This window comes from Agrococcus sp. KRD186 (genome assembly GCF_017168255.1).
Classification (GTDB): Bacteria; Actinomycetota; Actinomycetes; order Actinomycetales; family Microbacteriaceae; genus Agrococcus.
Window position 1 is genome coordinate 1,603,391 of record NZ_JABFAP010000001.1, and the last position, 21,914, is coordinate 1,625,304.

General features: G+C 72.3%; 19 protein-coding genes and 1 pseudogene. 3 read left to right on the forward strand and 17 right to left on the reverse strand.

Annotated features, from left to right (window positions below):
* Window positions 1-26: 26 nt before the first annotated feature.
* From J1M46_RS07735 to hisS, 3 genes are all read right to left on the reverse strand, one after another.
* Window positions 27-479, reverse strand: a complete 453-nt coding sequence (locus J1M46_RS07735) for a septum formation initiator family protein (RefSeq protein WP_206447285.1) — start codon at window positions 477-479, stop codon at window positions 27-29.
* Between the two features lie 70 nt (window positions 480-549).
* A complete protein-coding gene (eno, locus tag J1M46_RS07740) occupies window positions 550-1,830 on the reverse strand; it encodes a phosphopyruvate hydratase (protein WP_206447286.1) in 1,281 nt (426 codons plus the stop codon).
* Window positions 1,831-1,996: 166 nt separating this feature from the next.
* Window positions 1,997-3,247, reverse strand: coding sequence for a histidine--tRNA ligase (gene hisS / locus J1M46_RS07745; protein WP_206447287.1), 1,251 nt, complete (start codon window positions 3,245-3,247; stop codon window positions 1,997-1,999).
* A 93-nt stretch (window positions 3,248-3,340) separates the two neighbouring features.
* Here hisS and J1M46_RS07750 point away from each other — a divergent pair, with 93 nt between their 5' ends.
* On the forward strand, window positions 3,341-4,060 hold the full coding sequence (locus J1M46_RS07750; RefSeq protein ID WP_206447288.1) for a Pr6Pr family membrane protein: 720 nt from the start codon (window positions 3,341-3,343) through the stop codon (window positions 4,058-4,060).
* Here J1M46_RS07750 and J1M46_RS07755 read toward each other — a convergent pair.
* Window positions 3,967-4,641 (reverse strand): TetR/AcrR family transcriptional regulator C-terminal domain-containing protein, encoded by a 675-nt coding sequence (locus tag J1M46_RS07755; RefSeq protein WP_206447289.1) that lies wholly within the window; start codon window positions 4,639-4,641, stop codon window positions 3,967-3,969. The genes J1M46_RS07750 and J1M46_RS07755 overlap by 94 nt on opposite strands.
* 107 nt (window positions 4,642-4,748) lie before the next feature.
* On the opposite strand from J1M46_RS07755, the gene J1M46_RS07760 reads away from it, so the two are divergent.
* Window positions 4,749-5,696 (forward strand): NAD(P)-dependent alcohol dehydrogenase, encoded by a 948-nt coding sequence (locus J1M46_RS07760; protein ID WP_206447290.1) that lies wholly within the window; start codon window positions 4,749-4,751, stop codon window positions 5,694-5,696.
* 94 nt (window positions 5,697-5,790) lie between these two features.
* Here J1M46_RS07760 and mazG read toward each other — a convergent pair whose 3' ends face one another.
* The 11 genes and pseudogenes from mazG to J1M46_RS07815 all read right to left on the reverse strand — a co-directional run.
* Window positions 5,791-6,474, reverse strand: a complete 684-nt coding sequence (mazG, locus tag J1M46_RS07765; RefSeq protein ID WP_206447291.1) for a nucleoside triphosphate pyrophosphohydrolase — start codon at window positions 6,472-6,474, stop codon at window positions 5,791-5,793.
* Window positions 6,471-10,010 carry a transcription-repair coupling factor gene (gene mfd, locus J1M46_RS07770; protein ID WP_446698570.1) on the reverse strand — a complete coding sequence of 1,180 codons (3,540 nt, stop codon included), beginning with the start codon at window positions 10,008-10,010 and terminating at the stop codon, window positions 6,471-6,473. Before mfd ends, mazG begins: the two co-directional genes overlap by 4 nt.
* On the reverse strand, window positions 10,007-10,483 hold the full coding sequence (locus J1M46_RS07775) for a hypothetical protein (protein ID WP_206447292.1): 477 nt from the start codon (window positions 10,481-10,483) through the stop codon (window positions 10,007-10,009). Before J1M46_RS07775 ends, mfd begins: the two co-directional genes overlap by 4 nt.
* Window positions 10,484-10,534: 51 nt before the next feature.
* Window positions 10,535-11,113: an aminoacyl-tRNA hydrolase gene (pth, locus tag J1M46_RS07780; protein WP_206447293.1), complete on the reverse strand. Its 579-nt coding sequence runs from the start codon at window positions 11,111-11,113 to the stop codon at window positions 10,535-10,537.
* A 21-nt stretch (window positions 11,114-11,134) separates the two neighbouring features.
* Window positions 11,135-11,773: a 50S ribosomal protein L25/general stress protein Ctc gene (locus J1M46_RS07785; protein WP_206447294.1), complete on the reverse strand. Its 639-nt coding sequence runs from the start codon at window positions 11,771-11,773 to the stop codon at window positions 11,135-11,137.
* A gap of 239 nt (window positions 11,774-12,012) precedes the next feature.
* Window positions 12,013-13,422, reverse strand: a complete 1,410-nt coding sequence (locus tag J1M46_RS07790) for a GntP family permease (protein WP_206447295.1) — start codon at window positions 13,420-13,422, stop codon at window positions 12,013-12,015.
* Between the two features lie 63 nt (window positions 13,423-13,485).
* Window positions 13,486-14,070, reverse strand: a complete 585-nt coding sequence (locus J1M46_RS07795) for a gluconokinase (protein WP_206447296.1) — start codon at window positions 14,068-14,070, stop codon at window positions 13,486-13,488.
* Entirely contained in the window at window positions 14,067-15,128 is a 1,062-nt protein-coding gene (locus J1M46_RS07800; RefSeq protein ID WP_206447297.1) for a zinc-binding dehydrogenase, read from the reverse strand. The genes J1M46_RS07795 and J1M46_RS07800 overlap by 4 nt, the downstream gene beginning before the upstream one ends.
* 42 nt (window positions 15,129-15,170) lie before the next feature.
* On the reverse strand, window positions 15,171-15,965 hold the full coding sequence (locus tag J1M46_RS07805) for a glucose 1-dehydrogenase (RefSeq protein WP_092919024.1): 795 nt from the start codon (window positions 15,963-15,965) through the stop codon (window positions 15,171-15,173).
* Window positions 15,966-15,991: 26 nt separating this feature from the next.
* Window positions 15,992-17,047 (reverse strand): D-2-hydroxyacid dehydrogenase, encoded by a 1,056-nt coding sequence (locus tag J1M46_RS07810; protein WP_206447298.1) that lies wholly within the window; start codon window positions 17,045-17,047, stop codon window positions 15,992-15,994.
* 107 nt (window positions 17,048-17,154) lie between these two features.
* Window positions 17,155-17,511, reverse strand: a pseudogene (locus J1M46_RS07815) (enolase C-terminal domain-like protein); the annotation flags it as partial.
* Window positions 17,512-17,711: 200 nt separating this feature from the next.
* Between J1M46_RS07815 and gndA the strand changes: the two are divergent.
* Entirely contained in the window at window positions 17,712-19,115 is a 1,404-nt protein-coding gene (gndA, locus tag J1M46_RS07820; RefSeq protein WP_241249482.1) for an NADP-dependent phosphogluconate dehydrogenase, read from the forward strand.
* Between the two features lie 30 nt (window positions 19,116-19,145).
* Here the strand turns inward: gndA and J1M46_RS07825 are convergent, their stop codons facing one another.
* Window positions 19,146-20,390, reverse strand: a complete 1,245-nt coding sequence (locus tag J1M46_RS07825; RefSeq protein WP_241249061.1) for a mechanosensitive ion channel family protein — start codon at window positions 20,388-20,390, stop codon at window positions 19,146-19,148.
* Window positions 20,391-20,511: 121 nt separating this feature from the next.
* Window positions 20,512-21,843 carry an APC family permease gene (locus J1M46_RS07830; RefSeq protein ID WP_206447301.1) on the reverse strand — a complete coding sequence of 444 codons (1,332 nt, stop codon included), beginning with the start codon at window positions 21,841-21,843 and terminating at the stop codon, window positions 20,512-20,514.
* Window positions 21,844-21,914: the final 71 nt, after the last annotated feature.

Consider the following 21,914-nt stretch of genomic DNA (forward strand, 5'->3'; position numbering starts at 1 on the left):
GAGGTCGCGCTCGGTCGCCTCGGTGATCACTGCGGCTCCGGCGCCGGGCCGGGCTCGGGCGGCGCCTGCGCGGTCAGGCCCGCGAGCAGGAAGGAGCCGGCGGCCGCCGCCGTCCAGTCGTCGGTGGGCGCCTCGAGCGTGGCGGCCGGCACCTCGCTCGATGCGGTCTCGAGCGCCGAGCGGTCGTCGAGCAGCACGAAGCTCGTCTCGCCCGGGTAGACGAAGAAGAGCCGGTCGCGGGCCTGCGCCTCGATGTACGCCGGGTCCTCCCAGCGCGCGGCCTCGGTCTGGAGGGTCTCGACGTTCGCCTGCTGGCCGGCGACCTGCGCCTCGAGCGCTGCGATGTCGCGGCGCTGCTCGAGCAGCAGCCCGACCGTGGGGGCCAGCACGACGAAGCCAGCCACCACCAGCCCGACGACGACCAGCAGCAGCCATGACACGCGCAGCTGCCCGAGGGCGACGTCAGACGAGGTGGGCACCCGCCGATGCTACCGGCGGGTGCCCACCGCAGGCGGCCGAACCGCCTGTCTTCGCTGATGCGGGGTGCGCTCAGCCCTCGAATCGCGGGTAGGCGCCGGCGCCGGCGTACTCCGCCGCCTCGCCGAGGTCCTCCTCGATGCGCAGCAGCTGGTTGTACTTCGCGACGCGCTCGCTGCGCGCGGGGGCGCCGGTCTTGATCTGGCCGCAGTTCACGGCGACCGCGATGTCGGCGATCGTGGTGTCCTCGGTCTCGCCCGAGCGGTGCGAGAGCACGGAGCCGTAGCCGGCCTGCGTGGCGATGCGGATGGCGTCGAGCGTCTCGGAGAGCGTGCCGATCTGGTTGACCTTCACCAGCAGCGCGTTGGCGGCGCCGCGCTCGATGCCGTCGATCAGCCGCTCGGGGTTGGTGACGAACAGGTCGTCGCCGACCAGCTGCACGCGGTCGTCGAGGCGCTCGGTGAGGGCTGCCCAGCCGTCCCAGTCCTCTTCGTCCATCGGGTCCTCGACGGTGACCAGCGGGTAGGAGTCGACCAGCTCGGTGTAGTAGTCGGACATCTCGGCGCTCGTGCGGTCCTGGCCCTCGAAGCGGTAGACGCCGTTCTCGAAGAACTCGCTCGCGGCGACGTCGAGTCCGAGCGCGATGTCCTTGCCGGGCGTGAAGCCGGCCTTCTCGATCGCCTGCACGAGCAGGTCGAGCGCGGTGCGGTTGCTGGCGAGGTCGGGGGCGAAGCCGCCCTCGTCGCCCAGGCCCGTCGCGAGGCCCTGCTCCTTCAGGATGCTCTTGAGCGTGTGGTAGGTCTCGGTCCCCCAGCGCAGGCCCTCGCGGAACGACTCGGCGCCGATCGGCAGGATCATGAACTCCTGGATGTCGACGCCGGTGTCGGCGTGCGCACCACCGTTGATGACGTTCATCATCGGCACCGGCAGCAGGAAGGCGTTGGGCCCGCCCAGGTAGCGGAACAGCGGCAGGCCGGAGGAGTCGGCGGCGGCCTTCGCGACCGCGAGCGAGACGCCCAGGATGGCGTTGGCGCCGAGGTTCTTCTTGTTGTCGCTGCCGTCGAGCTCGATGAGCGTCGCATCCAGCACGCGCTGGTCGTCGGCGACCATGCCCTCGATGGCCTCCGCGATCTCCTCGTTGACGGCGTCGACGGCCTGCTCGACGCCCTTGCCCAGGTAGCGGGCGCTGTCGCCGTCGCGCAGCTCGTAGGCCTCGAAGGCGCCGGTCGAGGCGCCGGAGGGGACGGCGGCGCGGCCCACCGAGCCGTCCGAGAGCAGCACCTCGACCTCGACGGTCGGGTTGCCGCGCGAATCGAGGATCTCGCGTGCCTGCAGGGTGTCGATGAGTGCCACGGGTGCTCCTTGGGAATCGCAGTGGATGGCCGACTCGAGCCTAGCCCTCGCCGCATCCGCCGCGCCGACGACCACCGACCGTGCGCCGACCCTCCCCGATCTCAACGTGTGAGGTGGTCGTATGGCGCAGGTGGTGCGCCGAACCACCACCTCGCACGTTGAGATGTCAGGCGATGGGCTTGAGCTCGAGGGAGTCGACGGTGTCGCCGGGGCGCACGAAGGCGAAGTGCGTGGCACCGGATGCGGCCAGCTGCGCGAGCAGGCCCGTCACGTTCTTGGTGCGGCGCTGCATGCGGACCGTCTGCCCGGCCGCCACCAGCGCGCGCTTGATGGCCACCGCATCCGCCGGCTCGACAGCCTTGTCGACCAGCAGGGCGACCGTCTCGGCGACGGCCTCGGCGGGCAGCTCGACCAGGTCGACGAGCCGCTCGAAGCCGAGCGAGATGCCGACCGCGGGCAGCTCCTGCCCCAGGAAGCGGCCGATCATGCCGTCGTAGCGGCCGCCGCCGCCGATCGAGAACGGCAGCTCGGGGTGCGCGATCTCGAAGATCGGGCCGGTGTAGTAGCCCATGCCGCGCACGAGCGTGGGGTCGAACTCGAGCCGGATGCCGACCTCCGCCGCCAGCAGCTCGCGCACGGGCTCGAGCACGGCCGTGTCGAAGCCGGCGAGCGGCCCGCGATCGTCTGGGGGTGCCGCCGCGCTCGCCAGGTCGCTTATCGCGTCGAGCGTCGCGAGCAGCCGGGCGCCGTCGATGCCGCGGCCCGCGAGCTCCTCGGTGACGCCCTCGCGGCCGATCTTGTCGAGCTTGTCGACCGTGATGAGCGCGCGCTCGTGCTGCTCGGCGGCGACGCCGGCGTGCTCGAGCGCCGCGAAGAGGATGCGGCGGTCGTTGATGCGGATGAACGCGTCGGGGATGCCGAGCCTGGTGAGCGCGTCGCCGGTCGCCGCCAGCAGCTCGAGCTCTGCGGTGATGCCGGGCTCGCCCGCGATGTCGATGTCGCACTGCATGAACTGGCGGTAGCGGCCACGCTGCGGGCGCTCGGCGCGCCACACGGGCGCGATCTGGATGGCGCGGAAGACCGGCGGCAGGTTCGAGCGGTGCGTGGCGATGAAGCGCGCGAGCGGCACCGTCAGGTCGAAGCGCAGGCCGAGATCGGCGAGCTCGAGCGGCGCCTCGGCCGCACGCAGGTCGTCGACCGTCAGGCCGCGCCGCATCACCGCGAAGGCGAGCTTCTCGTTGTCGCCGCCGAGGCCGGCGTGCAGCCGTGCGGCATCCTCCACCACCGGCGTCTCGATCTCCTCGAAGCCGTGGTGCTCGTAGGCGGCCCGGATCACGCGCAGCACGCGCTCCCGCGCGCGCTTGTCGACCGGCAGGAAGTCGCGCATGCCGCGCGGCGGGTTCACCTGGGTTGCCATGTCTCCATTCTCCCGCACGCGCGGCGCGCGATCTGCCGCAGCCGCATCCGCGCCGTGTCCGCGCCTGCGTCCGTCCCCTGGCACCATGGGCACGTGCGACGACCTTGGCCCCTCCACGACCGTGCCGTTCCCGTCGTCTCGTGGCGCATCGCGATCGTGCTGATGGCGGTGCTGGCCGAGGCCTGGAACATCAAGAACATGCTCGCCTCGGGCGAGCGGGCCAGCGAGCACTTCGCGTACTTCACGGTGCAGGCGAACCTGCTCGTGATCGTGGTGATGCTGTGGCTGCTGCTGGTGCCGCAGGCGCGCAGGCCCGCGTGGTTCGACCACCTGCGCGGCGCCGCGACGGCCTACATCGTGCTGACCGGCCTCGTCTACGCGGTACTGCTGGCGAAGCCCGAGGAGGTGTGGTCGTGGTCGATCGAGTTCACGAACGCCGCGCAGCACCGGGTGATCCCGTGGCTCGTCGGGCTCGACTGGCTGCTGGTGCCGACCGCCAGGCGCATCCGCTTCGGCCGCGGGGCGTGGTGGATGCTGTACCCGCTCGCGTACCTGGGCTGCTCGTGGCTGCGCGGCGGGATGATCGACGGCTGGTACCCGTACCCCTTCCTCGATCCGGGCGTGCACGGCGGATGGGCGGGGCTGGTGTGGCCGACCGGGCAGGTGCTGCTGGCGTTCCTGCTCGGCATCTTCCTGGTGGCCGGCGTCGGGCGGCTGCGCTACCGGGAGTCGGGGGCCTCGCGCTCCTCGGCGAGCTTGGCCGCGAAGCCGTCGAGCACGAGCTCGAGCCCCCACTCGAACTCGTCGCCGTAGGCGTAGTCCTTGCCGACGACGAGCTCGGCCACCAGCTCGGTCAGCGCGGGGAAGCGCTCGAGCATCGGCGCCAGCTCGCCCATCATCTCCTGGGCGCCGCCGGGCTCGAAGGGCAGCTGCTGCTCGGAGCCGACGAAGCCGTAGACGTAGGCGTCGAGCACCGAGAAGGCGTGCGCGGCCAGCCGCACAGAGAAGCCGCCGGCGCGCAGCGCCGCCTGCACCGCCTCATGCCCGACGAGCAGGGCGAAGCCGGGCGAGCGGCGCGACTCGAGCAGCGAGGTGCCCCACGGATGCGCGCTCAGCACCGTGCGGGACGAGTGCGCCCGGGTGCGCAGGCCGCCCCGCCAGTCGCCGTCGGGCGCCGGGTGCTCGACCTGGGACATCAGCCAGTCGGCGAGCAGGTCGAGCAGCGCCTCCTTGCCCGCGACGTGGTGGTAGAGCGACATCGCCTCGACGCCGAGCTCGCGCCCCACGCTGCGCATGCTGACGCCCGCGAGCCCCTCGCGATCGGCGACCGCGGCGGCCGCCGCCACGATGCGCGGGGCGCTCAGCGCGGGCTTCGCTGCGGCCTGCTTCGGCACGGCGGCTCCTCTCGGATGCTGGGATGCGGCACATCCGCTCTTGCGTGGCTTACGAGTGTAAAGGTACGGTCATCCCGACCCCATTCTTACAGGCGTAAGGAACCCGCATGCGTGCCGTCGTCGTCCAGCACTACGGACCCCCGTCCGTCGCCCAGCTCACCGAGCTCCCCTCGCCGGAGCCGAAGCCCGACCAGGTGGTGGTGCGCGTCGCCGCGGCCGCCGTCACTGCCGGCGACGCGCGCATCCGCGGCGCGAGCTTCCCACCGGGCATGGGCACGCTCGGCAGGCTCGCGCTCGGGCTGCGGGGACCGCGCAGCACGGTGCTGGGCATGGTGGTCTCGGGCACGGTCGAGGCCCTCGGCAGCAGGGTCGCCGGCTTCGCGATCGGCGACGAGGTCGCGGGCATGGCGGGCGGCCGGATGGGCGCGCACGCCGAGCTGGTGACGATCGAGGCGAAGCGCCTCGTGCACAAGCCCGCGGGCGTGTCGCACGACGCCGCTGCCGCAGCGATCTTCGGAGGCACCACCGCGCTGCACTTCCTGCACGACGTCGCCGGGCTGCAGCCCGGGCAGGACGTGCTCGTGATCGGCGCATCGGGCGCCGTCGGCACGAGCGCCGTGCAGCTCGCGACACTCGCCGGCGCGCGGGTGACGGGCGTGACGAGCGGGCGCAACGCCGAGCTCGTGCGCACCCTCGGCGCCGACGAGGTCGTCGACTACACCACGACCGACCCGACCGCGCTGGGCCGGCGCTTCGACGTGATCATCGACGCCGTCGGCACGCTCACGCCCGCCACCGCAAGGGCGCTCGTGCGCGAGGGCGGCACCGCGGTGCTCGCGGTCGCGGGGCTGGGCGAGATGCTGCAGTCGCGCGGACCGATCACGACCGGCACCGCGCCCGGCAGCGCCGCACTCGTCGGCCGCCTGCTGCCGCTGCTCGAGCGCGGCGAGCTCGATCCGGTGATCCAGGCGTCACTGCCGCTCGCGGAGATCGCCCGCGCCTACGAGATCGTCGACTCCGGCCGCAAGGTCGGCAACGTGGTCGTGCGGCCGTAGCCGCCCGCAGCTGCCGTGGTCGCGGCCCACGCCGGGCGCTCGTCACCGGCCAGCACAACGCAGGCTCGCGCGTGCGGTCGCGCCGCATGCGCACTCACCGGGCAGCCTCCCGCGCGCGCAGCTCGCGCTCGAGCTCGCGCGTGGCGCCCCGCAGCGCCCGCTCGGGGTCGAGCCCGGCGGCGGCCGCGCCGCGCACCATCTCGAGCAGCGCGCGACCGAGCGCCGCCTCGCTGTCGGGCGCCGACGCATCCGCAGTGCCGACGGCGTCGGGGAGCCCCGCATCGTCGAGACCCGCGTCGTCGTGCCCGGCGTCGTCGAGCCCGGCTCGCCGCGCACGGCCGAGCAGCTTCTCGGCGCGCGCGAGGGCCGGCAGGCTCACGGGGATGCCGTCGAGCGCGCTCTCGCGCTCGGGCTTCTCGGCGCGCTTGATGGCGTCCCAGTTCTCGACCACGCCGTCGACCCCGGCGACCTCGGTGTCGCCGAAGACGTGCGGATGTCGGCGACGGAGCTTCTCGATGAGCGTGGCGGCGACATCCTCGATGTCGAAGCGGCCCTCGGCGCGGGCGATCTCGGCGTGGAAGACGACCTGCAGCAGCACGTCGCCGAGCTCTTCGCGCAGGTGCGCGTCGTCGCCCGACTCCACCGCCTCGGCCAGTTCGTGCGCCTCCTCGATCGCGTAGGGCACGAGCGAGGCGTGCGTCTGCTCGGCATCCCACGGGCAGCCGCCGGGGCCGCGCAGCCGTGCCATCACGGCGACGAGGTCGTCGAGCTCGCTCATACCGCCTCTTCCGCGGGCGGCTTCGGCGGCGGGAAGATCGCGGTCAGCAGCGCGTCGACCCAGGCGATCAGCTCGGTGTCGGGCAGCGGCTCCGCCTGCGTGCCGGCCAGCCGGCCGCCGCCGGCGGTGGGGATCGGGACGACGAGCGTCTTGGCGGCGCTGTTGAGCTTCGCCTCCGGGTACATGCGACGCAGCCGCAGCTGCACGGAGTCGGCCAGCTCCGCTGGGCCCACGCGCAGGTTCGGGCCCACCGTGATGACCTCCGAGAGCTTCGCCGCCTGCGCCTTGCGCCGCAGCCGAGCGATGGCGAAGAGCGCGACGACCTGCGCCGGCGGCTCGCCGTAGCGGTCGCGCAGCTCGTCGACGACGTGGTCGATCGCCTCGTCGTCGCGCGAGGAGGCTGCGGCGGAGAGCTTCTGGTACGCCTCCAGGCGCAACCGCTCGGAGTCGACGTAGTCCTCCGGGATCACCGCGTCGACGGGCAGCTCGAGCCGCAGCTCGCGCGGCCCCTCGTCCTCCTCGCCGCGGAAGACCGCGACGGCCTCCCCCACCATCCGCAGGTAGAGGTCGAAGCCGACGCCGGCGATGTGGCCCGACTGCTCGCCGCCCAGCAGGTTGCCCGCGCCGCGGATCTCGAGGTCCTTGAGCGCCACCTGCATGCCGGCGCCGAGCTCGTTGTGCACGGCGATGGTCTCGAGCCGGTCGTGCGCGGTCTCCGACAGCGGCTTGTCGCCGTCGTAGAGGAAGTAGGCGTAGGCGCGCTCGCGGCCACGGCCGACGCGGCCGCGCAGCTGGTGGAGCTGGCTGAGGCCGTAGCGCTCGGCGCGATCGACGATCAGGGTGTTCGCGTTGGGGATGTCGAGGCCGGTCTCGACGATCGTCGTCGAGACGAGCACGTCGTACTGCTTCTCCCAGAAGTCGACGATGACGCGCTCGAGCGCCGTCTCGTGCATCTTGCCGTGCGCGACGCCGATGCGCGCCTCCGGCACCAGCTCCGCGAGCTGCGCCGCGACCCGGTTGATCGACGAGACGCGGTTGTGCACGAAGAAGATCTGCCCCTCGCGCAGCAGCTCGCGGCGGATGGCGGCAGCCACCTGCTGCTCGTTGTACTCGCCGACGAAGGTGAGCACCGGGTGCCGGGCCTCCGGCGGCGTCGCGAGCGTCGACATCTCGCGGATGCCGGTGACGGCCATCTCGAGCGTGCGCGGGATGGGCGTGGCCGACATCGAGAGCACGTCGACGTTGGTCTTCAGCGCCTTCAGCTTCTCCTTGTGCTCGACACCGAAGCGCTGCTCCTCGTCGATGATGACGAGCCCGAGCTCCTTGAAGTGCACGTTGTCGGAGAGCAGGCGGTGGGTGCCGATCACGACGTCGACGGTGCCGTCGGTGATGCCGGCGATCGTCTCGCGCACCTCCTTGTCGCTCTGGAAGCGGCTGAGCGCGCGCACCTGCACCGGGAAGCCGGCGAAGCGGGCGGCGAAGGTCTCGTGGTGCTGCCGCACGAGCAGCGTCGTGGGCACGAGCACCGCGACCTGCGTGCCGTCCTGCACGGCCTTGAACGCCGCCCGCACGGCCACCTCGGTCTTGCCGTAGCCGACGTCGCCCGAGAGCAGCCGGTCCATCGGCACCTCGCGCTCCATGTCGCGCTTGACCTCGTCGATGGTGGTGAGCTGGTCGGGCGTCTCGGCGAAGGGGAAGGCGTCCTCGAGCTCGCGCTGCCATGGACTGTCGGGGCCGAACCTGCGACCCTTGGAGGCCATCCGCTTCGAGTAGAGCTGCACGAGCTCGACCGCGATCTCCCGCACCGCCTTGCGCGCCTTGGCCTTCGACTGCTGCCAGTCGCTGCCGCCCATCTTCGACAGCTGCGGCGCCTCGCCGCCGACGTAGCGGTTGAGCTGGTCGAGCTGGTCGGTCGGCACCGAGAGCCGGTCGCCGGGGCGCCCCCGCTTCGAGGGCGCGTACTCGATCACGAGGTACTCGCGCGTGGTCTTGACGGGGTTGCGTCCGCCCGTCGAGACGGTGCGCTGGGTGAGCTCGACGAAGCGGCCCACGCCGTGGGTCTCATGCACGACGTAGTCGCCGGCCTTCAGCTGCAGCGGGTCGACCACCGAGCGCCGGCGGCCGGCGAGCTTGCGCGACTGGCGCGAGTCGACGCCCACCGCGCGGCCGAAGAACTCGGCCTCGCTGACCAGCTCGATGCGCTCCTCCGGCAGCGAGAAGCCGTGCTCGACCGACGCCTGCGTGACGTGCACGAGGCCGGGCTCGAGCTCGTCCGGCAGCGCGTCGACGATGCGGGCGCCCACCTCGTGCTCGCCGAGCACCTGCGCGGCGCGCTCGACCAGGCCGTGCCCGGCAGCGGTCACCACGACCCGCCATCCCGCGCGGGTGCGCTCCCGCAGGTGCTCGAGGGCGCCGTCGGCGCGGCCGGCGAAGCTCGGCACCGGCTCACCCTCGACCACCGTGACGAGGTCGTCGGCGGCGAGCACCGAGAACGTCCACCACGGGGCGTCGACGGATGCGTGCAGCTCGTCGAGACTCAGGAAGCCGCTCGAGAGGTCCACGGGTGCCGCACCGCCGGCGGTCGCGACGCTCCAGGCGGCCTCCAGGAACTCCTGGTTCGTCTCGTTCAGGCTGGTGATGCGGTCGCGGATGCGCTCGGGTCCGAGCACGACGACCCCCGCCCCGGGCAGGTAGTGCGTGATGGGCACGAGCCGCGGCAGCAGCGCGGGCGCGAGCGATTCCATGCCCTCGACCGGCATCCCCTCGGCGATCTTCTCCAGCATCTGCTGGATGCCGGGGAACTCGGGCGCCAGCTGCCTCGCCCGCGCGCGCACCGCATCCGTCAGCAGCAGCTCGCGGCTGGGAGGCAGCACGATGCGCTCGACGGGGGTGGCGTCGGAGCGCTGGTCGGCGACGTGGAACCAGCGCATCTGCTCGACCTCGTCGCCGAACAGCTCGATGCGCACCGGGTGGTCCTCGGCGGGGCTGAAGACGTCGACGATGCCGCCGCGCACCGCGAACTCGCCGCGCCGGGTCACCATGTCGACACGGGCGTATGCCAGGTCGACCAGCTGCCGTGAGAGCGCGGTCAGGTCGACCCCGCGCGCACCGGCGGCCAGCTCGATCGGCTCGACCGCGAGCAGGTTGTCGGCCAGCGGCTGCAGCGCCGCGCGCACCGAGGCGATCACGACGGTGGGGCGCGATCGGTCGCGCTCGGCGACCGCACGCAGGGTGGCACCGCGCTGACCGACCGTCTCGGGCGAGGGGCTCAGCCGCTCGTGCGGCAGGGTCTCCCACGCCGGCAGCTCGAGGATCTGTGCGCCCGGCAGCCACGCGCCGAGGTCATCGCGCACCGCCTCTGCCTCGCGGCGGGTGGCGGTGATCACCAGCAGCGGGCGCTCATGCTGGTTCGCGATGGTCGCGACGACCGGCGCGCGCATCGCCTCGATGCCGGTCAGCGCACCGCCCACCGACGCTTCCACGACCGGAGCGAGCGCACCGCGCTCGAGCAGACCGAGCAGTGGTTTGAGGCTCACGAGGTGAAGACGACCTCACCCGCGCCGTCGAAGACGTTGAGGTGGTAGCCCGCCTCGGGGTCAGCAGGGGGCGGCATGATCGCCCCGAACACCGGCGGCGCGTCTTCCTCGCTGGTGTCGCCCCTGGCGAGCTCGATGTCTTCGCCGAACCACTGGATCACGGCGCGCTCCGCCTCCGGAGGACCGATCACGAGCACGACCTGGCTGTCGGTCGGGCCGTCGACGCAGTAGATGGGATCGTCGCTGAGGCACGAGCCGACGATGTGCGTCTCGGGGTCGGTGGCGATGACGTCGGACATGCCCGACTCCGGGCTGCGGTCCCACCAGAGGATGTAACCATCACCGAGGTCAGCGGCATTCGTGTAGCCGTTCGGGCCCTGTGGCGCGGAGGGCTCCTCCTCGGTGGCAGCGCAGCCGGCGAGCACGACGGTCGACACGAACAGCGCGGTCGCGACCTTGACGAGTCGATGCACGGGCGTCTTCCTTCCGATCGGCACTCCATGCTAGCGGCGCGCGCCCGAGCGTCAGGACGGGGCGTGGATGCGCTGCTGCGCGGCGAGGAAGCCCTCGGCGATGATGCGCTCGACGGCATCGGCACCCAGCTGCACGAGCAGCTCCGCCTCGGGCTGCTCGGCCTTCGCGAAGGGCTTGAGTACGAAGGAGGCGGCATCCTGGCGACCGGGCGGGCGGCCGATGCCGAGCCGCACGCGCAGCACGTCCGGGCCGCGGGCGGCGATGATGTCGCGCATCCCGTTGTGGCCGCCGTGCCCGCCGCCCTGCTTCAGCCGGATCTCCCCCAGTGGCAGATCGAGCTCGTCATGCAGCACGATCACGTGCTCGGCCTCCACGCCGTACCAGTCCATCAGCTTCGAGACCGGCCCACCGGAGCGGTTCATGTACGACAGGGGGAAGGCGGTGACCACCTTCGGGCCGCCGACGACCCGCGACTCGGCGACCAGCGCATCCGCCCGTCCGTGCTTCTTGGGGCTCGCGCCCGCGCGCCGCTCAAGCTCGGCGGCGACCATCTGGCCGATGTTGTGGCGCGTGCGCGCGTAGTCGGGCCCGGGATTCCCGAGCCCGATCACGAGCCACGTCTGCGCCATCTCGACGCCGCTGGAGGAGCGTTACTCCGCTGCCGCCGCTTCGCGCTGCTCGTCGGCTGCCTCGGCGGTCTCGCCCTCGGCCGCCTCCTCGTCCTCGTCGAGGGACGGGGCGGCAGGCGTCACGATGCCGGCGACGAGCGCGTCGGCGTCGGTGAGCAGCGTCGCGCCCTTGGGCAGCTCGACGTCGCCGGCGAGGATGTGCGCGCCCTCCTCGAGGCCCTCGACCGAGACGGTGAGCGAGTCGGGGATGTGGAGCGCCTCGACCTCGACCGACAGGTGCGTCCACTCGTGGTTGACGATGGTGCCGGGAGCCGACTCGCCCTCGATGTGCACGGGCACGTCGACGATGACCTTCTCGCCCTTCTTGACGATCACCAGGTCGACGTGCTCGATGGCGGGCTTGCCCTGCAGCACCGGGTTGCGCTGCACGTCCTTGACGAGGGCGAGCTGCGACTTGCCGTCGATCTGCAGGTCGATGATGGCGTTCGAGCGGCGCACCAGCAGGTACAGCGCGTGCGCGTCGACCGTCAGGTGCTGCGCCTCGGTGCCGTGGCCGTAGAGGACGCCGGGGACCTTGCCTGCGGCGCGCAGCTTGCGGGCCGCGCCCTTGCCGAAGGACTCGCGGGTCTCGGTCTCGAGCTTGTCGTATTCGGTGCTCATGGAAGTGCTCCTCGTGGGCCGCAGCCCGTCAAATTGTCGACTCGAACGCGCAAGCGTGAGGACCTGGTCCGCTGCTCCCACCGCGTCGATCACGGATGCCTCTGCATCCCTCGCCGAAGTTCAGCCTCTGATCCTACAGCACGCTGGAGCTGCGCGGTGGAGCTCGGAAGCGGAGACCCTTTCGGGTCTCCGCCGCGACCCCAGCGCCGAGGCCCGTCCCGGGCCTCGCTGAAAGTCGGCTAGCCGAACAGCCCGCCGACCAGGTAGATCGCGAACGAGATGATGAAGCCGACGATGGCCATCAGGCCCTGCGCGACCGTCCAGGTCTTGAGGGTCGTCTTCACATCCATACCGAAGAACTTGCTGACCAGCCAGAAGCCCGAGTCGTTCACGTGGCTGAAGCCCACGGAGCCGGCAGCGGTCGCGAGCACGATCGCGGCGACCTCGACCGGGTTGAAGCCGCCGTCGACGACCACGCCGGCCATCAGCGAGGCGGCCGTGGTGAGCGCGACCGTGGCCGAGCCCTGCGCGATGCGGACGATCTGGGCGATGAGGAAGGCAGCGACGATGACCGGCATGCCGATGGAGTTGAGCGACTCGGCGATCGCGTCGCCGATGCCCGTGACGCGCAGCACGCCTCCGAACATGCCGCCGGCACCGGTGACGAGCACGACCGAGGCGATCGGTCCGAGCGCGCTGTCGGCGACCTTCTCGATCAGGGTGCCGGCCTTGCCCATCCCCCAGCCGAGCAGCCACATGGAGACGATCACCGTGATGAGCAGCGCGATGGGCGTCTCGCCGAGGGTGCGCAGCAGCGCGATCACGGGCTCAGCCTTGAAGGCGTCCGGGTCCTCCTGCGTCGAGGCGAACATGTTGAGCCCCGTGTTCATCAGGATGAGCACGAGCGGCAGCACGAGCAGGAAGATGATCTTGCCGAACGCAGGGTTCGACTCCATCTCGTTCTCATCGTCCGACGGGCCGCCGAGGATCGACGGCACCGCGACGTCGTACCTGCGAGCGACCCACTTGCTGAAGAGCACGCCGACGACGTACCAGACCGGGAGCGCGACCACGAGGCCGAGGAGCAGGACGAGCCCGACGTCGGCACCGAGGATGGCGGATGCGGAGACCGGCCCGGGGTGCGGCGGCACGAAGATGTGCATGCTGCTGAACGCCAGCGCGGCGGGGAACGCAACCGTGAGCAGCGAGCCGCCGAGTCGGCGCGAGACCGCGTAGATGATCGGCAGCATCACGACGAGGCCGGCGTCGAAGAAGATCGGGAAGCCCATCAGCAGGCTCGCGACGCCGACGGCCATGGCGGCCCGCTGCTCGCCGAACCACTCGATGAGCTTGTCCGTCAGCACTCTGGCGCCGCCGGAGGTCTCGATCATGCGGCCGAGCATCGCGCCCAGCGCGACCAGCAGCATGACGCTGCCGAGCGTCGGGTTGAAGCCGAAGGCGATCGCCGCCATGAGCTGGTTGAAGGGGATGCCCGCGGCGACGGCGGTCAGCAGGCTCGTGATCATCAGCGCCAGGAAGGCGTGGATCTTGAACGCCATGATGAGGATCAGCAGGAACGCGATGGAGGCGGCTGCGAGCAGCAGCAGCCCTCCCGTCCCGAGATCCCAGTTGAGAACGAGGTCTTCCATCGGTCTGTCTCCTTGTGTGCGTGCGGTGCGAGGGAGGAACTGCCGCCGGTGGCGGCTGGGAGGTCAGCCGGCCTGGACGTCGATCGTGCCGGTGATCGTCGTGCCCGAGTCGGGCTCGACCGTGCGGCCCGCCGCGCGGGCCATCAGGATGCGGGTGACCTCGTCGACGATCGCGGCGGGTGTCTGCTCGACCGAGATGGCGATGCCGTGCTCCCATTCGGCCAGCGGCTCGAGCGTGTCGATCTGGCTGTCGAGAAGGGTCGTGGGCATGTACTCGTGATCGCGGTGCGCGAGGCGGTCGGCCAGCAGCCCCTTCTCGCCCACCAGGTGCACGAAGACGAGCGAGGGATCGCTCGAGCGCAGCAGCTCGCGGTACCAGCGCTTGAGCGCCGAGCAGGCGACGATGGTGACGCGACCCTTGGCGGTGCCGTCGGCGATGGTCTGGCCGATGGTCTTGAGCCACGGCACCCGATCCTCATCGGTGAGCGGGGTGCCGCCGGCCATCTTGTCCTTGTTGGCCCTCGGGTGCAGGTCGTCGCCGTCGATGAAGTCGATGTTGAGCCGCTGTGCGAGCGCGGCGCCGATGGTCGACTTCCCGGAGCCCTGCACGCCCATGATGATCATCGAGGGGTAGCGCGTCTCGCTCATGGCTGGGCTCCTTCATCCTGCTCGGCTGCCGGGAACGTCAGCAGCACCTTCGAGGATACGGAAGCGTCGCGCGCGAGCTCGAGGGCGCGCAGGCCGTCGACGATCGGCAGCTCGTGGCTGATGACGGGCCCGGCGTCGAGCGAGCCGTCCGCGAGCGCGGCGAGCACCTCGTCGATCTCGTCGTTGAACCGGAAGGAGCCGACGAGCGTGAGCTCCCGCGTGATCGCGCTGGCCATCGGCACCCCGATGTCGCCGGCACGCTGCAGGCCGAGCATCACGACCGTGCCGCCGCGCCGGGCGCCGCTGATGGCGGCGCTGAGCCCCGGCGCGGTGCCCGACGACTCGATGACCACGTCGGCGTGCACGGCGGCGATGCCCGCCGCATCCGTCGCGTCCATCGCCGTGGCGCCGAGCCGCTCGGCGAGTGCGCGCGGGTGCGCGTGCAGGTCGGTGGCGAGGATCTCGCTCGCACCGTGGTGCTTCGCGACCGCGATCGCGAGCGCGCCGATCGGGCCGGCGCCGATGACGAGCACGCGCCTGCCGGTGATCTCGCCCGCCTGGCCGACGCCGTGCCAGGCGACGGCGGCGGGCTCGGCGAGCGCGGCCAGGCGCAGTTCGAGCCCCTCGGGGATGCCGCGCAGCATGCGGCTCGGCAGGGCGACGCGGCTGGCGAAGGCGCCGTGCGTGTGCGGCATGCGGGCGGCGGAGCCGAGGTAGGTGCCCGCGGGGCTGAGGTTGGGGCGATCGGATGGGTACGGTGCCGACCCGTCGTCGCCCTCGGTGGCGGGGTGCACGGCCACGCGCGTGCCGGCCGCCGGCCCGCTGCCGTCGGCGGCGGCGGCGAGCACCGTGCCGACGATCTCGTGCCCGAGCACCATGGGCTCGCGCAGGATCGACTGGCCGGCTGCGCCGTGCAGCCAGTAGTGCAGGTCGGAGCCGCAGATGCCGCCGTAGGCGATCGCGACGACGGCCTCGTCCGGCGCCGGTGCCGGCTCCGGCAGACCCTCGACGCGCACGTCCTCCTTGGCATGGGCGACCAGCGCCAGGTTCTCGCTCATGGCTTCCTCCTCCTGCTGCCGGCCGATTCGGCCCGCGATGCGTCAGACGACCGCCGTCATGCCGCCGTCGACGTAGATGGTCTGCCCGTTGACGAACGCCGCCGCGTCGCTCGAGAGGAACACGAGCGTGCCGACCAGATCGGCGACGTCGCCCCAGCGGCCCGCCGGTGTGCGCTGCGCGACCCAGGCCGAGAACTCGGCGTCGTCGACGAGCTTCTGGGTGAGCTCGGTGGCGAAGTAGCCGGGCGCGAGCGCGTTGACGCTGATGCCGTGCGGGGCGAGGTCGGCGCACAGGCCCTTCGTGAGCATCACGATCGCGCCCTTCGTGGCGCTGTAGGGGGCGATCGACGGGCGCGCCAGCTGCGACTGCACCGAGCCGATCGAGACGATGCGGCCCGAGCCGCGCTCGATCATGCCCTGCGCGACCCGGCGCGAGAGCAGGAAGGCGCTGGTGAGGTTGGTGGCGACGAGGTCGTGCCAGTCCTCGTCGGCGAACTCGGCGATCGGGTTGCGCCGCTGGATGCCGGCGTTGTTCACCAGGATGTCGGGGGTGCCGAGCCGCGCCTCGACGTCGGCGACCCCGGCGTCGACGGCCGACGCATCCGTCACGTCGAAGATCGCGACGTGGGTCTCGCGGCCGGTCGAGGCGGCGATCTCGCTCGCGGCCCGCTCGGCCTTGGCGCGGTCGCGGCCGTGCACGACGACGGTGGCGCCGGCCTCGGCGAGGCCCTGCGCCAGCGCGCGGCCGATGCCCTGGCCGGAGCCGGTGACGAGCGCGGTGCGGCCGGTGAGGTCGAACAGCGCGGTGCCCGTGCGAGCGGTACCGGCGGGAGTCATGCCCGTGGGAGTCAAGCCGGTGGCCATCAGTAGAACTCCTTCGTGCTCATGACGTTCTGCAGCGGCAGCCCGTCGAGCAGCCGGGTGGCGTTGGCGGCGAAGAGCTCGGCGATGCGGTGCGGCTCCTGCACCGACAGCGCCGCGGTGTGCGGGCTCAGCAGCACGCTCGGGTGGTCCCAGATGCGACTCTCCTGCGGCAGCGGCTCGATCGCGGTGACGTCGAGCGCGGCGAAGCCGATGCGGCCGGCATCGAGCGCGTCGAGCAGCGCCGGCTCGTCGACGACGGAGCCCCGGCCGACGTTGACGAGGATGGTGTCGGGCCGCGCGGCACCGAGCACGTCGGCGCCGATCAGGCCGGTGGTGAGCTCGGTGCCGGGCAGCGTGTTGATGATCGCGTCGACCTCGCCGGCTGCGGCGACCAGCTCGTCCATCGGCACCAGGCGTTCGACGTTCGGCACCGGCGCACCGCTGCGGGTGGTGCCCCAGACGGTGGCGCCGAGGGCGGCGAAGCGCTCGGCGACGACCGTGCCGATGCCGCCGAGGCCGACGACCAGCACCGTCATCTCGCTCACGTGGCGCATGATGCGGCGGCCGTCGCCCCAGGTGCGCGCAGCCTGGTCGGCCTCGAGCCGGCGCAGCCCCTTCGCACCCGCGAGCACCCCGAAGACGGCCCACTCGGCGAGCGTTGAGGCGTGCATGCCGGCGCTCGTGGTCACCACGACGCGCTCGAGCTCCTGCTCGGTCAGCTGCGCGGCCTTCACCTGGCCGCCGCCGCCAGCGGCGGTGGTGTGCACCCAGCGCAGTCGCTCGTTCGCGCGCACCGCGCGGGTGAGCGCGGCCGGGTCGACGTCCGGGATGCCGAACAGCGCATCCGCGCGATCGAGCATCGCCTCGTACGCGGCCTGCTGCTCGGGCGTGCGCTGCCGCTCGGGCTCGCCCTCCCAGTCGCCCTGCCATCGCCACGGGCGGGTGAGCGACGGGTCGCGCAGCAGCTCGATGCGGGGCTCGGCCCCGGTGATGATGGCAGCGGATGCGTCGTCGAGGCTGACCGCGACGGCGACCTTGAGGGTGTGCTCGGGCATGGCGTCTCCTTCTGTCTCAGGCTATCGATGCACGACAGACGCCGCGCATGCTGCCGGGGCAGCTTGCGCGGCGTCCTCGCCCGGGTGTCGCGGTCCCGGGAGTGCGATCACCAGTTGTGCATCGACCCGTCGAGCAGGCGGGCAACCGGCAGGTACGCGGGCGCGTAGGCGTGGCCCGCACCGGCCTCGTCGTCGTACTCGTCGCCAAGGCCGAACGCCTCGCCCGGCTTGAGGAGCCCATCCTCGAACGAGTAGTCGGTGCGGAACACCTCGTGGGTGGCGGCGGAGTGCTTCATGTACTCCTGGATGCCGAAGTTCGGGATGGCGATGCCGAGGTGGATCGCCGCGGCGAGGCCCACCGGAGAGACATCCGTGGGGCCGTGCACACCGGAGCGGATCTGGTACACCGACGCGAAGTCGAAGATGCGCCGCAGCCGCGTGATGCCGCCCGCGTGCACATCGGCAACCGGTTGCGCAACCGATTGCCAAGACGCGGCTGCGACCCCGGCTCGAGGGGCCGCCTACGGAACCGGTTGCATGCACGCGACTGGCCCCGACCGGCCCCCTCTCCCGGGCACCAGCGATCGTCGCGGTGCGGGCATCCCCAGCGGGTTACGCTGGCCAGGTGACCCAAGCCAACATCGCCGTCGTCGGCCTCGCCGTGATGGGCTCGAACCTCGCCCGCAACCTCGCCAGCCGCGAGGGCAACACCGTCGCGGTCTACAACCGCACGACCTCGAAGACCGACGACCTGCTCGCCGCGCACCCCGAGGCCGGCTTCGTCAAGGCCGCAACGATGCAGGAGCTGGCGGACAGCCTGCAGACGCCGCGCACGGCGATCATCATGGTGAAGGCCGGCAAGGCCACCGACGCCGTGATCGACGAGCTGGCGAGCGTCTTCGAGCCCGGCGACATCATCGTCGACGGCGGCAACGCGCTGTTCACCGACACCATCCGTCGCGAGGCCGCCGTGCGCGAGACCGGCATCCACTTCGTCGGCTGCGGCATCTCCGGCGGCGAGGAGGGCGCGCTGAACGGCCCCTCGCTGATGCCCGGCGGCACCGCCGAGTCGTACGAGACGCTCGGCCCGATCCTCCGCTCGATCGCGGCGATCGCCGAAGGCGAGCCGTGCGTGACGCACATCGGCACCGACGGCGCCGGCCACTTCGTGAAGATGGTGCACAACGGCATCGAGTACGCCGACATGCAGCTGATCGCCGAGGCCTACGACCTCATCCGCCTCGGCACCGGCAAGTCCCCGGCCGAGATCGCCGATGTGTTCGACGAGTGGAACACGGGCGAGCTCGAGTCGTACCTGATCGAGATCACCGCCGAGGTGCTGCGCCAGGTCGACGCCGACACCGGCTCGCCGCTCGTCGACGTCATCCTCGACACGGCGGGCGCCAAGGGCACGGGGGCGTGGACGGTCCAGACCGCGCTCGACCTCGGTGTGCCGGTCTCCGGCATCGCCGAGGCTGTCTTCGCCCGATCGCTCTCGTCCAGGCTCGCGCAGCGCGCCGCCGCATCCGACCTGCCCGGCCCGTCGTCCGAGTGGCAGGTCGACGACGCGGATGCGTTCATCGAGGACGTGCGGCAGGCCCTGTTCGCGTCGAAGGTCGTCGCGTACTCGCAGGGCTTCGACGAGATCGTCGCCGCCGCCGAGGAGCACGGCTGGGAGATCGAGAAGGGCGAGGTCGCTCGCATCTGGCGTGCCGGCTGCATCATCCGCGCCCGGTTCCTGAACGACATCACCGAGGCGTACGCCACGATGCCCGAGCTGCCGGCACTGATCCTGGCGCCGTACTTCCGCGAGGTCGTCGGCCGCACGCAGGAAGCCTGGCGCCGCGTAGTCGTCGCCGCGGCGCAGGCGGGCATCCCCTCGCCGGCGTTCTCGTCGTCGCTCGCGTACTACGACGGCCTGCGTGCCGACCGTCTGCCCGCAGCGCTCGTGCAGGGCCAGCGCGACTTCTTCGGTGCGCACACGTACCGCCGCGTCGACCGCGAGGGCACCTTCCACACGCAGTGGTCGGGCGACCGCACCGAGATCGCGGCGACCGACACGCACTGATGCGCTGACGCATCCGCCGGACGTCGCGACTCAGCGGCGCACGTCGCCGCCGGTCGCCGCCGCATCGCGCTCCGTCCCCGGCAGCGGCGCGTCGTCGAGCGGCGCATCGTCGAGCGCCGCGTCGTCGACCGCGTCGCCCGCGTGGAGCATCGCCTCGCGACGGGCTTCCGCGGCCGCGTCGCCGGTGAAGAGTCCCTGCGGCGCGGTGTCGGTGTCGACCACCGGTCGCGCCGGCGCCCGCTCGAGCTCGAGGCGCTGGCGCGGCAGCGCCTGCGGGTGCTGCTCGCGCAGCCAGCCGACCAGCCGCTCGCGCACCAGGTAGCGCAGGTCGGCCAGCTGCAGCCCGTCGGCCGCGCTGACCAGCACGCGCAGCCGCACGAAGCCGCCGGTCGCGTCGAACACCTGCAGCACCTGCACGTTGCCGTCCCACGACGCCGCCCCGTCGAGGATGCGCGCGAGCTCGGCCCGCATCTCGCCCACCGGCACCCGCCAGTCGACGTCGAGCTCGACGGCTCCCATCACCTCGCTCGAGGTGCGGGTCCAGTTCTCGAAGGGCATCGTCGTGAAGTGCGTCGAGGGCAGCACCAGGCGGCGGTCGTCCCAGATCCGCACCACGACGTACGTGAGCGTGATCTCCTCGATCGTGCCCCACTCCCCCTCCACCACGACGACGTCATCCACGCGGATCGCGTCAGAGGCGACCAGCTGGATGCCGGCGAAGACGTTGCCGAGCACCGACTGCGCCGCGAGGCCGGCGACGAGCGAGGCCAGGCCGGCGGAGGCGAGCAGGCTCGTGCCCGCGACACGAGCGGCCTCGAAGGTGAACAGCGCGATGCCGACGGCGATGACGATCACCACCGCGACGAGCACGCGGCGCAGCACCTCGACCTGGGTGCGCACCTTGCGGGCGCGACGATCGCCGTGGGCGCTGGCGAAGCGAGCGATCACCGCGTCGCCGGCCACCCGCAGCAGCCGCACGGCCAGCCAGGCCGCGACCGCGATGACCACGATCAGCAGCGCGTGCGCCGCGATGCCGCCGCTGGCGCCGAGCGCGGCGATCAGGCCGTCGGCCGATGACGCGAGCCCCAGTGCGACCACGAACGCGAGCACCGCGACCGGCCAGCGCAGCTGCTGCCGCACCACCGCCCTGCGCTCGCGGTCGCGGACGACGGCGACGGTCGCGGCCTGCAGCACGAGGCTCGCGAGCAGCGCGACGAGCGCGGCGACGCCCACCGCGATGCCGAGCATGATCAGGATCTGGATGAGGTCGGGCAAGCGTGCTCCTCTCGGGTCGACCGTCCACGCTACGCGTGCCGCGATGGCGGGCGCCAACCGCGCGCGGGGTTTCCGCTGCGCGCGATCAGCGCGATCAGCGCGATCAGCGCGATCAGCGCGATCAGCGCGGCCGGCGGGGGCGCAGCAGCTCGCGGGCGGCGAGCCCGAGGCCGAGCCACACGGCCGCGCCGAGGACGCCCTGCCACGGCAGCGTGAGCACCACGGCGAGGCACGCGACGGCGCCGACCCACGGCACCCACGCGGGCAGCCACAGCCGCACCGCGCCCGCGGTGCGCGTGCCCGCCCGGCTGCCGCGACGCATCCGGATCGCCGAGAGGTGCGCGACCGCGTAGTAGGTCAGCACGCAGGTCGACGAGAAGGCGACCAGGCTGCCGGGCTGCAGCAGCAGCGCGGCGGCGATGGCCGCGAGCGCCGTGGTCGCCTCAGCCACCACCGGCGTGCGGGTGCGCGCGGCGATGAACGAGAGCGGGCCCGGCAGGTCGCCGTTTCGGGCCATCGCCAGGCCGGTGCGGCTGAGACCCGCGAGGAGGCCCATCAGTGAGCCGAGGCAGGCGAGCGCACCAGCCCCCAGCACGACCACGTGCAGCACCGGGTCGCCGACCAGATCTGCCAGCGGTGTCGCCGAGATCGGCAGCAGCTCGCCCAGCCGGGCGCTCGTCGCCCAGCCGACCGCGGCGTAGAGCGCCAGCACGAGACCCAGGCCCACCACGATCGCGATCGGCAGCGTGCGGCGCGGGTCGCGCACCTCCTCGCCGAGCGTCGCCATGCGGGCGTAGCCGGCGAAGGCGAAGAAGAGCATGCCGGTGGCGGTGAGCCAGCCGAGCGGTCCGGCCCCTGGCACCCCGCCGGTGCCGCCGACGGAGCCGAAGTCGCCGCTGCCGATGACGTGCTGCTGCGACAGCGGCGCGTACGCGAGCCAGCCCTCGGGCTCGGCCGTGGGCGCGCCCGTCGCCGCCCACACGAGCGCGAAGACCACGACGACCAGGACGACGGCGACGATGCCGCTCGAGACCCACGCGGTGACGCGCACGCCCACCATGTTGAGCACCGCGAGCAGCGCGACAGCGGCGGCGGCGACCCACTGCGCGTGCTGCGGCCAGAGGTGCTGCCCGGCGATCACCGCGATCGCCGCGGCGGAGGCGGTCTTGCCGGTGAGGAACATCCAGCCGGCGGCGAAGCCCACCCGCTCCCCGACCTCCGCGCGGCCGTACGCGTAGGCGCCGCCCGAGACCGGGTGCTCCATCGCGAGCTGCGCGGTGGAGAGCGCGTTGAGCACCGCGATCGCGCCGGCGAGCGCGATCGCGGCCGGCAGCATCGACCCCGCGAGCGCCGCCGCAGGCGCCCACACGAAGAACAGGCCGGCCCCGATCATGGCGCCGAGCCCGATCGCGATGGCGCCGGGCACGCCGATGCGGCGCTCGAGCTGGGTCATGGTGGAGACGCTAGCGAGCGAGGGTGAACGGCCGGTGGTGCGCCGCCGATCAGATGATGGGGCGAGTGCGA